This is a genomic window from Collinsella aerofaciens ATCC 25986, from assembly GCF_964237925.1.
GTDB lineage: Bacteria > Actinomycetota > Coriobacteriia > Coriobacteriales > Coriobacteriaceae > Collinsella > Collinsella aerofaciens_BJ.
On record NZ_CAXSKI010000007.1, the window covers coordinates 32,954 to 48,335 of the forward strand.

The following is a 15,382-nucleotide window of genomic DNA, read 5'->3' on the forward strand; positions in this document are numbered from 1 at the left end:
AAGGTTGGCGGCTGCCGAAAGATCTTGTTCTGTAACAACTAGAGGCTTAAAGACTGTCTTCCTGTTACAGATCAAGACATTTGCCAGCGGAGGCAACGGTGACGATGGTCCATTTGTCTGACGTGGTGGTGATGAAAGTGTCTAATACCGTTCTCAAACACAAACATGCGACTCGCAACACGTTGGCGCGGAATAGGATGCTCGCGCGGCTCACGGAGACGGCCAAGCAAGGTGCGCTGCTCGCAACGCATGACAATACCGAGCTCATGTGGCTGCGACGCCATGTTGGAACCGACGATATCGCGGAGCCCGAGCCGTACCTGTTCTGTTTTCAGCATGATTGGGATGCATTGACGCCGGCGGAGCGAGCGCTGAGGACTATCAAAGGGCTTGCGGAATTTCATCCCGATTGGGCGTTTTGGGGTTATGACGCGGCACTTTTGTGGGGCCTGGAGGTGCCGAATGATCTGCTCGGGCCGCGTTTTCTTGTTAAGACGGGTTGTTCGGTGACGTTGAGCAGCGGGTGCAGGTTGTTGCGTCCTCAGATGGCGGGAGCGCTTGAGCGCGTCGACGGCGTGCGGGTGACGTCGTTTTGGCGCACGGTGGAGGATTGTCTGCTGCGTGCGCCGTTTTCGTATGGTCTGGCGATCGCCGATTCTGCATTGCGGGCGAAGGGCGTATCACGTGGGGATTTGTGCGAGCGCCTCCGCGCCGATTGCGAGGGCAGGCGAGGGTATCGCAGGGCACAGGCGATTGCGTCGTATGCGGACGGGCTGTCCGAAAACGGCGGCGAGTCTCGGTTCCGAGCGTTCTTTATTGCGTACGGCTTTCCGGTTCCGGAGCTGCAGGCGGAGTTTCGCGACCCGCTCGATCCGAGCCAGGTGTTTCGCGTCGACTATTTTTGGCGGCTCGAGGACGGGACGTGTGTCATCGGCGAGCTCGACGGAAAGGGGAAGTACACCTTGCAGAACGGTGAGGGCCGGGAGTCGGTCGACCCATTCGTGGCAGAGCGTCAGCGGGAATCTCATCTGACAATGCTCGGGCATAAGGTGCTTCGGTTTACGTTTAACGAACTCAAAGACCCGGGGAAGCTGGTCGAGAAAATGAGGTTGGCGGGTATTCCTCGGCAGGCTGAATTGGCTGAGGAGTGGAGACGCCAGTGGTATGGGCGCTGAGAGGTTTTGTCTCGATCTGTAACGTTTAGAAGTTGTTTGAGTTCGTAATTGTTACAGATCGAGACAAACCGGTGAAACGTCGACCGAATGTCTCGATCTGTAACATCAAGGGGCCCAATAACCCTGTACCTGTTACAGATCGAGACATTCCCCTGATGTTGCTGGGGTGGGGCTGCAACGTATTCCGTCCCCCACATCCCCTCTTCCCTCCGTTAACCGATATGCTCGACTTTAGGTCGCTGCATTAGGTGATAATGGACAAATGTTCATGTTAATCGTGAGGGAGGAGCTCGATATGGCGTCTGCCGATCGTCCCACGTTGTTTATCAATGCGACCGTCTTGGATGGCTCGGAGCATATGGAGCCGCAGCCCGATATGGCCGTGGCCGTTGAGCGCGGTGTCATCACATGGATGGGGCCGAGTGCTGTGGCGCAGGCGCCGGCGGGCGCCGAGGTCATCGACCTGGCAGGGGCGTATCTCATGCCGGGCCTCATCAATATGCATGTGCATCTGTGCGGTTCGGGCAAACCGGTTTCGGCGGGCGATGCGGGCGCGCTGATGAAGAAGCTCGATAATCCCGTGGGGCGCGCCATCGTGCGCCATATCCTCAAGGGCAGCGCTCAGCAGCAGCTGGCAAGCGGCGTGACCACGGTGCGCGGCGCGGGCGACCCGCTGTTTGCCGATCTGGCCGTGCGCGATGCTATCGATGCCGGCAAGTATCAAGGTCCTCGCCTGGTGGCGCCGGGAACGGGCGTCACGGTGCCGGGCGGCCATGGTGCGGGCTTGTTCGCCCAGGTGGCAAACAGTCCCGCCGAGGCAGCCGAACAGGTGCGCGACCTGTATGCGCGCGGTGCCGACGTCATTAAGCTGTTCGTAACGGGCGGTGTGTTCGATGCGACCGAGGTGGGCGAGCCGGGCGTGCTGCGTATGCCGGTGGAGGTTGCCGCGGCGGCGTGCAAGGCGGCGCACGATATGGGCCTTCCGGTCATGGCCCATGTCGAGAGCACCGAGGGCGTGAAGGCCGCGCTTGAGGCCGGCGTTGACACGATTGAGCACGGCGCTCCGTTGACACCCGAAATCTTGGAGCTGTATCGTGGCGCCGCGGGCACACAGCTCGAGGGGCGTGCGCCGAGTGTGACCTGCACTATCAGCCCGGCGCTGCCGTTTGTATTGCTCGACCCGAAAAAGACCCATTCTACCGATACGCAAAAGAAGAACGGCGACATCGTGTGCTCGGGCATCATCGAGAGCGCCCGTGCCGCACTGGAAGCTGGCGTTAAGGTGGGCCTTGGCACGGACTCGAGCTGCCCGTTCGTGACGCAGTACGACATGTGGCGTGAGGTGGCCTATTTTGCCAAGTATGTCGGCGTGGGCAACGCCTTCGCGCTGCATACGGCCACGCAGGTCAATGCCGAGCTACTGGGGTTGGGCGGCGAGACCGGCACAATCGAGTGCGGCAAGGCCGCCGATATCCTGGTGACGCGCAAGAATCCGCTCGATGACCTGTGCGCACTGTGTGAGCCGACGCACGTGATGTGTCGCGGTGATCTGGTGCGCAAGCTCAAGGTAAAGCGTATTCCCGAGGTGGACGCCGAGCTCGACGCGATTATGGCCATGCCTGCCGAGGCGTTGGCCGAGGAGCTTGCCCGCGATGGCGTGGCGTAAGCGCGCGATATGGCGATGCGACAAAGGGACAATCCTTTTGTCATAATCAGAAAAAGCCGAGGTCCCAGTGCGAGGCCTCGGCTTTTATTTGTCCCATGGTATGGCGGCTATGAGCGCGTCTCCATCTTGGCATGGCACTTGGGGCAGGTGACGCGGATCTTGCCTTTGCCCTTGGGAACGGAGAGCATCTGGCCGCAGTTGGGGCACTTGAGATAGGCCGTGGTCTTGCGGCCCTTCCACATCTTCTTGGCTGTGCGCTTGGCACGTTCAAAGTCTTCCTTGCTAGTACCGGCTGCGCGCGAGGCGTTGGCCGCTGCAGCTCCGCCGCCCAAGCTAGCTACAAACTTGCCCAAGCCGGGTACGTTTGCAGTCGCGGCGACAAAGGCCTCGTTCTCCTTGTGACGTGCGTCGATATTTTTGGACAGGCCGCGCAGCACGCCGATCACGATGACGGCGATGGCGATCCAGCTGAGCCACTGGAAATGTGCGAGCGACCCGATCATCGCGAGGATGATGCCGAAAAAGCCGAGCACGATGGTGAGTTCGTCGGCGCCGTTGCGACCTTTCATAAAGTTATCCATGCAAACTGCCTCTCATTCGATATGCTGCACGCCTTTATACCCCATTTGGTGCATGGGGGACAGGTTAATCTGCACCAAGGTGGTGCAAACGTACCTGTCCCCCATGCGCCAAGGTGGTGCAAAGAAACCTGACCCCAATGCGCCAATTACTTGGCGAGCTTGTCGACGACGCGTTCGATTTCGGCGAGCTTGGCGGCTTTGAGCTCCTCGTTACCCGATTCGATGGCCGAGGCGACGCAGCCCTCGATATGGGCCTTGAGCACATCGGCGTTAATGCGCGCGATGAGTGCCTGCGTCGCCATGAGCTGCGTGGAGATGTCGACGCAGTAACGGTCCTCCTCGACCATCCGCAGGATGCCGTCGATCTGCCCACGCGCCGTCTTGAGCATGCGGGTCACCGATTTGTGATCTGCCATCATGGCGAGTCCTCGTTTCTGGTCGATCTTCCGGATGTCCCCATCAGTTGCTAGGCGGCGGTCACGGACAGGGCGTGGAACTTCTCGCCGGCGCCTTCGACGGCGGCGGCGAGCTGCTCGGCGGTTATGGTGTCGGCGCACTCAACCTGGACGGTCTGGGTCTCGTGATCGGCATCGGCGTCGGTCACGCCGGCCACGTTGAGCAGCGCGGTCTCGACAGTGGCGTCGCAATGGCCGCACATGAGGCCCGAAGTCTTGATCGTGTAATTCATGGTTGTCTCCTTATCGATTGAGATTATCTGACAGTTTAGTTGTGAACAAGGTCATCTTAAAGGTGCATTGAGGTGCCCGAGATTGCCCCGAAAGAGGAGCGAAGCGTACTTGGGTACGCGAGCGACGGTTTGAGGGGCAAGGTCGGGTGCCTCAACGCGCCGTCTTGGGTTTAAAGGATTTTAGGCGCAGAGCGTTGCTTACGACACATACGCTCGACAGACTCATGGCCGCGGCGCCAAACATCGGCGAGAGCTGCCAGCCGGTGAGGGGGAAGAACACGCCCGCGGCCAGCGGAATGCCGATGCCGTTGTAGAACAGCGCCCAGAACAGGTCCTGCTTGATGTTGCGGATCGTGGCGCGCGACAGCTCAATAGCGCGGGCGACATCCATAAGATCGCTGCGCATGAGCACCACGTCGGCACCCTCCTTGGCGATGTCGGCGCCGGTACCGATGGCAAGGCCCACGTCGGCGCGCGCCAGGGCGGGGGAGTCGTTGATACCGTCGCCTACCATGGCGACCTTGCCGCCCGCGTCCTGCAGTTCGCGCACGTGGCGCTCCTTGTCGGCGGGTAGAACGTCGGCGATGACCTGCTCGCTGGTGAGCCCCACGCGGCGGGCGATGGCCTCGGCCGTCACGCGGTTATCGCCGGTGAGCATGCGCACGTCGACGCCGAGCGAGCGCAGCGCGGCAATGGCTCTGGCACTCGTCTCCTTAACCTCATCGGCCACGGCAATGGTACCGGCAAGCTCACCGTTCTTGGCAAAGAACAGCGGCGTCTTGCCCTCGGCGGCAAATTGCTCGGCGAGCCCCTCGGGCACGGTGACTCCCAGCTCGTTCATCAGCTGCACGTTGCCGGCGGCAATGGCGTTTTGACCTTCGCGCGCCGTGACGCCACGGCCGGGCACGGCGGCAAAGTCCTCGACCATGCGCGCGACGATTCCGCGTGTCTCGCACTCGGCCATAATCGCCTCTGCCAGCGGATGCTCGCTCTGGCGCTCCAGTGCGGCGGCCAGCTTGAGCAGCGCTTTCTCGCTCATGACGGGCGCGCCGTCGACGCGCTCGGCAACCACAATGTCGGTTACGGCCGGCTTGCCGCGGGTAACGGTGCCCGTCTTGTCGAGCACCACGGTGCCCGCGTTGCGCAGATTCTCCAGCGCCTCGGCGCTCTTAAACAGAATGCCCATCTCGGCGCCCTTGCCGGTGCCGACCATAATGGCGACCGGCGTGGCCAGGCCCAACGCGCACGGACAACTGATCACCAGCACGGCCACGGCGGAGGTGAGCGCTTCGTTGACGCTGCCGGTCAGTACCATCCACGCCACAAAAGTCACGGCCGAGATCGCAAACACGACGGGTACGAACACGCCGGCGACCTTATCGGCCATGCGGGCGATGGGCGCCTTGGTGGCGGTGGCGTCCTCGACGAGCTGGATGATCTTGGCGAGCGACGTGTCGGCGCCCACGCGCGTGGCACGGAAGGTAAACGATCCGGTGCGGTTGACCGTGGCGGCGTTGACGGTGTCGCCGGCGGTCTTTTCCACAGGGATGGACTCGCCGGTCAGCGCGCTTTCATCGACGGCCGAGGCGCCCTCGAGTACCACGCCGTCGACGGGGATGGACTCGCCGGGGCGCACGCGCAGCACCTGGCCGGGCAGGATAGCATCGACGTCGACGGTGGTCTCGCTGCCGTCATCGGCCACGACGGTCGCGGTCTTGGGCGCCAAGTCGATCAGCGCCTCGATGGCACCGCCGGTCTTGGACTTACTGCGCGTCTCGAGGTATTTGCCCACGGTGACGAGCGACAGGATCGTGCCGGCACTCTCAAAATACAGGTTGTCCATGCCCGTCATCATGGCATTGTGGACCTGCCCGGCGGCCAGCTGGTCGGCCATGATAAACATAGCGTAGAGCGACCAGGCGATGGACGCGGTAGCGCCGACCGCGATGAGCGCATCCATGGTGGGTGCGCCGTGCGCGAGCGATTTGAAGCCGTTGATAAAGTACGCGTCGTTGACGTAGACGATAGGGATGAGCAGGACGAGCTCGGTAAGCGCGAGCGTCATGCTGTGGGTGTGGTCGGTGAAGATGCCGGGTAGCGGCCAGCCGAGCATATGGCCCATGCCTATGTAGAACAGCGGGATGAGGAAGATGATCGAGATGATGAGGCGGGTGCGCATGGCGGAGGCGGCGACCTCCAGCTTTTTGGTGGGCGACTCCATATGGGCGGCGCCGGACCTGGCTTGCGCGCTGCCGCTTGGGGCGGCTTCGGTGCCCGCGCTGACGGGCGATGCCGAGTAGCCCGCGCGGTCGACGGCGGTGCAGATGTCGTCGGGCGTGACCTGCGCGGGGTCGTAGTCGACCAGCATAGATCCGGCGAGTAGGTTGACCGCGACGCTTTGGACGCCGTCGAGCTTGCTGACGGCGCGGTCCACGTGCGCCTGGCAGGCGGCGCATGTCATGCCACCCACGTCGAACTTATCTTGAGCCATGGCTTCTCCTTTCTGTGGCGTAGTGTCAGAAATGTTAACCTGCCGATACTATACACCCATACCCCCTGGGGGTGTCCAGTGGAGATGAAAATGTATGACATTTCGTTACAGAAGGGGTCAACTGCCGGGCCGGCGGACCGTCCGGCGAACATCTCAATCTGTAACAACCAGACCCGTTTTTGCCGAGTTACTGTTACAGATCGAGACATTCCGTCGGACATCAACTCAGAATCTCGATCTGTAACATCTGACAGAGAAAATGACCCCTTACTGTTACAGATCAAGACAAACAATTTGGCGGCAAGCTAATGTCTCGTTCTGTAACATCTAGCAGCAAATATGACCTCTAACTGTTACAGATTGAGACAGACTGCCCGGGGTCAACTCAAATGTCTTGATCTGTAACATCTAGAGAGGTTTTTAACCCCTTACTGTTACAGATTGAGATGTTGTCTCGCGGGGCTGGGGTTTTGTCTCGATCTATAACATCTAGACCGGTTTTTGGGTTCTAACTGTTACAGATCGAGACAATTGCCGGAGAGGGGGCCCGTCACGGCAAGACGCCCGCCGCCTAGATACAGAACCCGGGGATCACGCAGGTCCGCTTCTTGGGGTTGTTCGCGGGCGTTGCGTACGTAAAGACGTCGCCGTCGTGGCCCACGCGGTTTATGTAGAGCGTGCCTTCGGTCTCCGACGTGTCGGGGCTCACCGTGCGCTCCCACCAGCAGGTGTCCTTACCTTTCCACTGGCGCACCATGGTCGAGTTGGTGGAATACGCACTCACCTTGAGCTCGCGGAAGAGCTGGTACTCCTTGCCCTCGCCGTTGTAGATATCTGCCAGGTAGTGATAGTCCTCGACAAACGAATCGGGCGGCTGCACACCGCAGAGCTCGACCATGGCGGGCAGCCAAAGGGTTGCGGGCAGCTCGCTCAGGCACGAAGTGCTTTTGGCGACACCCACATTGTTCGAGGTCTTCTTGACCGATTTGATAAGCGCGCGCAGCTCGTTGGGCAACAGCTTGAGGGCGTCGCTGTCGAGCCATTCTCGCAGCTCGCAATCTGCCCAGCCGGCACTCGGCGGTTCAACCGCAGCGTCGCGCTCGGCAATACCCGCATCGAACATAAACGTCAGCCCGGCCTTGCCCGTACCATCCAATAGCTCGTCGTGGCGGATGCCCACAAGCTGGGCCCCGACCTTCAGCCCGTTGGTGAGCGTTACACGCTTGGTGCACGGATAGGGGATATGCCCATCGGCGTCGAGCAGGTGGTAGCGCTTGGCAATCTCGCGTGCCTCGCTACGGGTCTCGGCGGCCTTAATCTTGAGCGAAATCTCCTGTAGCTGATCCCAGGTGTAGTCGTCAAGCGAGCTGCGGATGCCGACCAGGTAGTCGGGAATGCCAAAGCCATGGGTTGCCGCGCCAATGACGCCGAGCCCCGCAACGGCTGCAGCGACGCCGCCGATAATAAAGCGGCGGCGGGTTATGGCATCATGTCGGGTCTGCTCCAGAATTTCTCGCGCGCGCTCGCCAGCGACGTCGACCTTAAGGTGCGTACCGGAGTCGATGTCGATCACGGCGTCATTGCCCGCGCCCTCCCGGCCCTCGGATTCTGCAGCGGGGAGGTATGTCGAGAGCACCTCGAGCATCTGCTGCTCGGTGGGGCGATCGCCCTGCTCGACCGAGATGCCTTTCATGATGATCTGGATGAGCGCTTCGTCGTCATCGCAACGCGGCTCGAGCGGCACCGGCTTGGTCTTGGTCTTTATGAGATAGAACGAGCCGGTTGCCGCAGCGCCCGTCGACTCGACATCGAACGGTTTACGACCGCTGTAGAGCTGGTACAGAATGCTCGAAAGCGCGTAGACATCGATGGCGGGCGAGCGGCGAAGGGCCGCGATGCCTTCGATATCCTGCGTGAGCATTTCGGGCGCGGCATATGCGGGCGTGGCAAAGCGCCAGATGTCGGCACGTCGGGTGATCGTATCGTCGCTGAGGGCCATGGTCGCGGAGCCCATGTCGATGAGGCAGGGGTCAAAGGAGCAATCGGCAATCTGCTGCTCGAGCGTTCGACTGGTGGTGCGGAACATGATATTGGCGGGCGACAGATCGCGATGGACGACCGGATTCACGAGGCCTTGGGTCATCAAGAGCGCGCGAAGCACGGCGTTTCCAACGGCGGCGACCATCTGGGTGGTTAGCCCGCCCGAGGTATCGTGCGGAAGCAGGGGCAGCGCCTGCTTGAGCGAGGTGCCCTCGACCCACTCCATGAGGATGAGCGGGTCGTCCTCACAAGAGCCGTAGCCATAGACGCGCGGGAACCCGCGCAGGTGCGAGACGGTACACAGATGACGGTACTCCTCGAACAGCGCAGCGGTGTTGGCCAGGTGCGCTGCCGATTGCTCGGCGGAGCGATCGGGTGCCTGACCAGAAAGGATGGCGTTGTCTTTGAGCAGCTTGACGGCAAAGACCTCGCCGCTTGTGTTGGTCGCGCGAAGCACGTGCCCGATATTGCCGTTGTTGCGGTGGTCCGTCTGGAGAATAAGCGTCATAAACCGACGCTTGGCGTCGTCCTCGGCGCTGGGGTCGACCGCCACGGCGGTATCGAACGTATCGAGACGGATGAGTTTGTCGCCATAGGCGCTATCGGTAGTATCCATGGCGTTCCTTTGTCTGGCATGGGTTACCGCACGTTTACGCGAGCAGTGCGGATATCGGTAAAGTACCATGATAGCCGCACTGCCCATGTATACCGCTGAGTATTGTCGTTTACGATGCAGAAGGTAGAAGACGAAAGACGGACGGCGACCGTCTTTCGATCGCCGTCCGTGCTAGTCCACAATGACGAGAAATGTCGTGTAGAGACCCAGATGGAGCCTGTCGCTGTTTTCGATTTCCACCGGGGGATAGATCTTGCCGGGCTCGCGTTGGTCGCGCGGCGGCTCAATCACAATATCGCCGTCGCCTGCACCCGATTCGAGTACCGTGCCGTTGGTCGATCCAAGGCCCTGGGCGTACCAGTGCTCACCCTCAAGCCAAATGCGAAGATGCTCGCGCGATGCGTCGGCGCCCACATCGGTGATGCTGGGCGAGGTTTTGGGCAAAGAACCAATCACGGTGCCGCGCGGATCGCGTGTGAGGGGATGGATTTGCATGTCGGCGCAGTTGTCGGCATGGGTTCTGAGCAGACCGAGGTTGGGAGCGACGGTGCGCGGCTGCTCCAGGCTGCTCATAAAGCCACGTCCGACGGTAGTTTCGGTGGTGCCAAAGTGCCCGCCCGTCTTGCTGTCGCAAAAGCGCTCGACGGTGGCCACGCCCTGAACGGGATCGGCGAGCGCCCCCGTTGCCACAAAGAGCATAAGGTAAAGCGTGCTTTTCTCGCGCACGGCATTGCCGTCAAAGTTGTCGATGCGATTGAGGGCATTTGCATATAGGCGGCTGTCCAGCTTGTAGCTGGCGAGAGCCGACATCATTTCGTTGGCGGCCGGACCGCGATAGTGCTCGGCGATTGCCCGATAGGCGGACTCGCCGCCGCCGAGCTTGCTGCAGATTGCCGAGGAAAGGTTGAGCGTGGCGACGGTAAAGTCGCTGTAGATGGAGGGCGCGCACTGGTCAGGCTTGCGATGGACGATGTAACGGGTGAGATACGAGCGGTTGGAAGAGCATTTCTCGAGCAGGGTACTGCCGAGATAAGAGTTTCCATTGATGAGCATTCGGGCGATCTCGAGATGTTTAAGACCGCCGAACGAGCGAATATCGTTATAGAGGACCGAGCAAGGCGTCTCTGCTGCCACGGATACCTCCTTTGATTGCTTCCTAGCCAATATGGCGATAGGAATTAATGGCCCCCGGTGGGCGACGTATTAAATGGCTGCGCAATATATAGCGTAACCAAAGCAACATTATAGGCCACATGTTCGAAATTGCAGGAAGAGCGAGAGATTTGGTTTGGATTGAACGGAAATCCCCCTCTGTCTTGATCTATAACAATTAGGGCCGATTTTACTCGTTAACTGTTACAGATTGAGACAATCAGCCAGGCCCGCCCCGTCCGCCTCGTCATCTGTGGTTTACGTGGGGGCATACGGAGTGCGGGTATACTAACCGGCGGCGAATCTGCTCCATCGCTTAGGGCCGCTGCGTCTGGACGGCGCGTGATAGGGCTGCCAAAGCGATCGCCAGCGTGCTGAGCAACGTCCTCTCTGTGCGCACCTGTTTTGTATGTATTAGCGCACTACCAAGCACGCCCGCGCGGCCGCATGCCGCGCTCATGACGCGTGCAGATAAGGAACAACAACATATGCGTAATTCTGTATCCGACGTCACCGACGCCGAGATTCTGGACGAGGCCCGCGAGGCCATGACCCAGGCTGCCTTCGATGCCGCCGATGAGGCCAATGCTGCCCAGGCCGCCGAGTCCGCTACCGAGAGCCTGCCCGCCTTTAACGAGCTGGGGCTTTCGGACGAGATACTCCGTGCTATCGAGAACCTGGGCTACACGGCGCCGACGCCCGTGCAGGCCGGCTCGATCCCCGTGGTGCTCGAGGGTCGCGACCTGCTTGCCGCCGCTCAAACCGGCACCGGCAAGACGGCCGCCTTCCTGCTGCCGACCATGAACAATCTGGAGCACATTGCTCCGCCCAAACCCGTGCGCGAGCGCGGCGGCCGCAACCGCCGTCGCGGTGCCAAGAAGCCCGAGGGCAACGGCCGCGGCCCCGTGATGCTCGTCATCACCCCCACGCGCGAGCTCGCCCAGCAGATCGACGAGGTCGCGAGCAAGATCGCCGATGTCACCGGCCATGTTGCCGTGACCGTCGTGGGTGGCGTGAGCTACAAGCCGCAGACCGCGGCACTCAAGTACGGCTGCGATATCCTGGTCGCCACGCCGGGCCGTCTGGTCGACCTGATCGAGCAGGGCGCCTGCCACCTGAACGAGGTCAAGGTGCTGGTACTCGACGAGGCCGACCGCATGCTCGACATGGGCTTTTTGCCCGCCGTCCGCCGCATTGTGCGCGAGACGCCGGCCGAGCGCCAAACGCTGCTGTTCTCGGCGACGCTCGACGAGGAGGCCGTGGGCGAGATCACCGACCTGGTGAGCGATCCGGCTCGCGTGGAGATCGCGCCCGCCACGTCGACCGCCGACACCGTCGACCAGTTTGTGTTCCCGGTGTCCATCGAGGCCAAGAATAACCTGTTGCCCGAGTTCCTCAAGAAGGAGGGCCCGGAGCGCACCATCGTCTTTATGCGCACCAAGCATCGCGCCGACAGCTGCTGCCGTCGTCTGGAGCGTAAGGGCATCAAGGCCGCCGCGATTCATGGCAACCGCAGCCAGGCCCAGCGCGAGCGCGCGCTTTCTGCCTTCCGCGACGGCACCGTCGACGTGCTGGTGGCAACCGATGTTCTCGCCCGCGGCATCGACATTAGCGACGTGCGCTACGTCGTGAACTTTGACGTGCCGGCCGAGCCGACCGACTACATCCACCGTATTGGCCGTACGGGCCGCGCCGGCGAGCTGGGCTGGGCCATCACGTTTGTGACCGAGCAGGATGTCGATGAGTTCTACGAGATCGAGAAGCTCATGGACAAGACCGCCGACATCTACGAGGCCGGCGACCTGCATGTGGGCCCCAATCCGCCCGCGGTTGACCCCGAGCGCGATCCTGCGGCCTTTAAGGTGAAGAAGAAGACCAAGCGCGGCAAGTCCAAGAGCAAGAAGAAGCTTGAGCAGGCGCGTCGCGACGGCAAGCGCAACGGCGACGATTACGGCGATGTTGCCGGTCGTTCCAACCGCGGTCGCGACGAGCGCCGCGGCGACGGCGAGCGTCCGAGCCGTCCCAAGCGCGGCGGCAAGACCCGCGTGCGCGAGGGCGTTCAGGCTCGCGTGGACGAGGCTGTTGAGAGCGTGGCTCGCGAGGTAGCTGCCGAGGAGCGCGGCGGTGCTGGTGCCGCTGAGCAGCCTGCGCGCGGCAACCGTGCCGAGCGTCGTGCCAAGCAGTTCCAGGGCGAGGCACACCGCCGTCGTCGTGAGGACGAGGACCGCGGCGGTCGTCGTCGTGTCGAGCGCGAGGACGAGGGCCGTGGCTCGCGCGGTGGCAAGCGCGGTGCGGGCGACCGCCGGCGTTCCGGTCGTGATGACGAGCGCGGCGGCCGTGATGAGCGTCGCGGCGGCGAGGGTCGCGGTGAGCGTACTGCCCGTGGCGGTGAGTCCCGTGGCGGCAAGCGCTTTGAAGAGCGCGGTAGCCGCGGCGGCGAGCGTCGCGAGGGTGCTCGCGGCAATGGCGGCCGCGGCGGCGCTGGTCGTTCTAACGAGTCGCGTGATCGTCGTGACCCGCGTGCCAGCCGCGATCGTCGCGATGACTGGCGCAACTACGACGATACCCGCGAAGAGCGTCGCGGCGGCTATCGTGGTGGTCGTGGCGGCAACCAGGCCGGCTCCCGTGGCGGCCGTGCCGGCGGTCGCGATAACCGTGGCAGCTACGGCAACAGCCGTGGCGGCAAGCGCGGTGGCAGCTCCCGTCGCCCCGGCGACGGCGGCGGCAAGCGCAAGTAAGATGCGCATCGCGCGCTAGCGTGAGACAAGCTAAGGGCCCGAGCAAACAACGCTCGGGCCCTTTTGTTTGCCGTGTCCATCGCTAATTCAAACGTGATGTTCTCGGGAATGCATCTGGGGGATGCCGAGGACCTATTTTCTGCCATGCAGCAATGGGTCCCATGGGGTGCGCCGTGCATTTTTTGGAGTATTCTGCAGTTCGAGTTGTCTGCATATGATTCGACGTCGCCAACGGTGGCCTTCGGATATCCCTAGCGAGCGTTCCGAGTCAGATTTCGCCGTTTTCCGGAGCAGGGGCGCGTCATTCTCGCCATGTCGGGACTTAGAATGATACGGCGCCCTACAGTTTTGCCCACCCGCGGCGGTGCTGACGCGGTCACGTTGCAGAATACTCCGTTTTTTGCACGTGCCGGGATGGGGTACCTCAGGAGAACGCGGCGGTATCCAGTAAGTATATGCAATCTGTACCGTAATTGATACAAAACGAAGAGGCAGACAGCGTAGGGTGGGTGCATTGGGGTGCTTGGTGCACCAAAACGGGGATCCCATGCGCCGTATACTCTGGCTGGATGTGAAAGCGGCTTGACGCGTTGCCAGGCGTAGGGGAGGGTGCCTCGATGAGCGTATTCGAAATTGTGTTTAGTCCGACGGGTGGAACGCGGAAGGTGTCTGGCCTTGTGGCCGGGGCACTGGGCAAGAATACCGTTACCGTCGATCTGGCCGATAGCGGGCTAGATTTCAGCGCTGTCTCGATGACTGAGGACGACGTGGCCGTAATCTCTGTGCCGGCGTATGCCGGTAGAGTCCCTGCCGTGGCGGTCGACCGACTGAACATGGTTCACGGCAACGGAGCGCGGGCCGTTCTGGTGTGCGTCTACGGAAACCGCGCGTTTGAGGACACGCTCGTAGAGCTGGAGGACGTTGCGAAGCATGCGGGATTCCAGGTAATCGCGGCAGTTGCAGCCATTGCAGAACATTCCATTGCGCGACAGTTTGCTGCCGGTCGTCCGGATGCGCAGGATGCGGCGCAGCTCGCAGAGTTTGCGCAGCAAATTCAGCAAAAGCTGTTGGCTGAGGATGCATCCGAGCCCTCTATTCCCGGCAATCGTCCTTATAAACAAGCCAGAGGTCACCGCATGGCACCCGAGGCAACAGAGGATTGCGTCTCCTGCGGTGCATGCGCCGCGGCGTGCCCCGTTTGTGCTATCGACAAGGGTGACCCCAAACGAGCAGCTGGCGAGGCGTGCATCTCCTGCATGCGCTGCATTGCCGTATGCCCGCGAGGCGCTCGTAAGCTTGATCCCAACAAGCTATCCGCTGTTTCCCAGATGCTGAGCAAGGTTTGCGTCGTGCGGAAGGAATGCGAGCTCTTTGTCTAGCGCATACGAAATTGGTGCAATGGGGCCAGGTTAATCTGCACCAACCTGGTGCAAACAAACCTGTCCCCAATGCACCAGAGTGAGGAGTGTCCCCGAGTGCCGGCAGAAAAGGAACGTCCCCAAGTGCTGCCTAAATACCGTTTATCGAAGAAAAAATACCGCTCACCGGTCATAATGACTATTCTGGCTTTGGGCTTGTCTACAATAGCTCCCGTAAAAAGAAATGCGGAAGGTTACCGAGTCCCTCGGACGTGGGCCTAACCAAAGTCTTTGAACGGATGTGTCTCTATGGACGCATTCGCTTGATTTTGGTTGGGCTATATTTATGAAGGGACATGCCACCATGGGTTTCTTTTCTCGCCTGATGGGCGGTTCGGATGAGCAGAAGACTGCAACTTCCGAGTTCGAAATCCTCGCTCCTGTTTCCGGCGAGCTTGTTCATCTAGAAAATACCAATGACCCCGCTTTTAGCAGCCGTGCCGTGGGCGATGGCGTTGCCGTGGTTCCCCAAGAGGGAACGGTGTGCGCTCCTGTTTCCGGTACCGTCGCGGCGCTGTTCCCGACCGAGCATGCACTGGGCATCATGTCCGACGACAGCTCTGCTCAGGTGATGCTGCATATCGGAATCGACACTGTTAAACTTGAGGGCAAGGGCTTCCATGCGCTTGTTGCCCAAGGTGACCATGTCGACGCGGGCCAGCCCCTCGTTGAGGTCGATTTTGACGCGGTCCGCGCCGCCGGCTTCGATCCCACGGTCTTCGTTATTGTATGCGAGCGTTCGGAGAACTCGACTCTTCGTGAGCATGCTTCCGGCCCTGTTGCTGTTAAAGAGCCTGTCGTCTGGCTTTCCGAGTAA

Annotated in this window: 11 protein-coding genes; 5 read left to right on the forward strand and 6 right to left on the reverse strand. The window is 61.3% G+C overall.

Translation table 11 applies throughout. The features are described from left to right. Positions 1-98 precede the first annotated feature (98 nt). Positions 99-1,175: a hypothetical protein gene (locus tag ACESWY_RS04685; protein WP_373093129.1), complete on the forward strand. Its 1,077-nt coding sequence runs from the start codon at positions 99-101 to the stop codon at positions 1,173-1,175. A 268-nt stretch (positions 1,176-1,443) separates the two neighbouring features. Then, a complete protein-coding gene (locus tag ACESWY_RS04690; protein WP_270226340.1) occupies positions 1,444-2,841 on the forward strand; it encodes an amidohydrolase family protein in 1,398 nt (465 codons plus the stop codon). 107 nt (positions 2,842-2,948) lie between these two features. On the opposite strand, the gene ACESWY_RS04695 is transcribed toward ACESWY_RS04690, so the two are convergent. From ACESWY_RS04695 to ACESWY_RS04720, 6 genes are all read right to left on the reverse strand, one after another. Then, positions 2,949-3,422: a hypothetical protein gene (locus ACESWY_RS04695; protein ID WP_373093128.1), complete on the reverse strand. Its 474-nt coding sequence runs from the start codon at positions 3,420-3,422 to the stop codon at positions 2,949-2,951. 146 nt (positions 3,423-3,568) lie between these two features. Then, positions 3,569-3,838 carry a metal-sensing transcriptional repressor gene (locus ACESWY_RS04700; protein WP_443984548.1) on the reverse strand — a complete coding sequence of 90 codons (270 nt, stop codon included), beginning with the start codon at positions 3,836-3,838 and terminating at the stop codon, positions 3,569-3,571. A 50-nt stretch (positions 3,839-3,888) separates the two neighbouring features. Next, the gene (locus tag ACESWY_RS04705) at positions 3,889-4,110 is read right to left on the reverse strand and encodes a heavy-metal-associated domain-containing protein (RefSeq protein ID WP_373093126.1); all 222 of its coding nucleotides are present in this window, start codon (positions 4,108-4,110) and stop codon (positions 3,889-3,891) included. A gap of 151 nt (positions 4,111-4,261) precedes the next feature. Next, entirely contained in the window at positions 4,262-6,601 is a 2,340-nt protein-coding gene (locus ACESWY_RS04710; RefSeq protein WP_373093125.1) for a heavy metal translocating P-type ATPase, read from the reverse strand. 571 nt (positions 6,602-7,172) lie between these two features. Next, the gene (locus ACESWY_RS04715) at positions 7,173-9,257 is read right to left on the reverse strand and encodes a protein kinase domain-containing protein (RefSeq protein ID WP_373093124.1); all 2,085 of its coding nucleotides are present in this window, start codon (positions 9,255-9,257) and stop codon (positions 7,173-7,175) included. Between the two features lie 171 nt (positions 9,258-9,428). Next, complete coding sequence (locus ACESWY_RS04720; RefSeq protein ID WP_373093123.1) at positions 9,429-10,391, reverse strand: FHA domain-containing protein; 963 nt, start codon at positions 10,389-10,391, stop codon at positions 9,429-9,431. Positions 10,392-10,897: 506 nt separating this feature from the next. Here ACESWY_RS04720 and ACESWY_RS04725 point away from each other — a divergent pair. From ACESWY_RS04725 to ACESWY_RS04735, 3 genes are all read left to right on the forward strand, one after another. Continuing rightward, positions 10,898-13,147 (forward strand): DEAD/DEAH box helicase, encoded by a 2,250-nt coding sequence (locus ACESWY_RS04725; RefSeq protein WP_373093122.1) that lies wholly within the window; start codon positions 10,898-10,900, stop codon positions 13,145-13,147. A 677-nt stretch (positions 13,148-13,824) separates the two neighbouring features. Beyond that, positions 13,825-14,526, forward strand: coding sequence for a 4Fe-4S dicluster domain-containing protein (locus tag ACESWY_RS04730; protein ID WP_373093121.1), 702 nt, complete (start codon positions 13,825-13,827; stop codon positions 14,524-14,526). A gap of 343 nt (positions 14,527-14,869) precedes the next feature. Then, positions 14,870-15,382, forward strand: a complete 513-nt coding sequence (locus ACESWY_RS04735; protein WP_158549283.1) for a PTS sugar transporter subunit IIA — start codon at positions 14,870-14,872, stop codon at positions 15,380-15,382.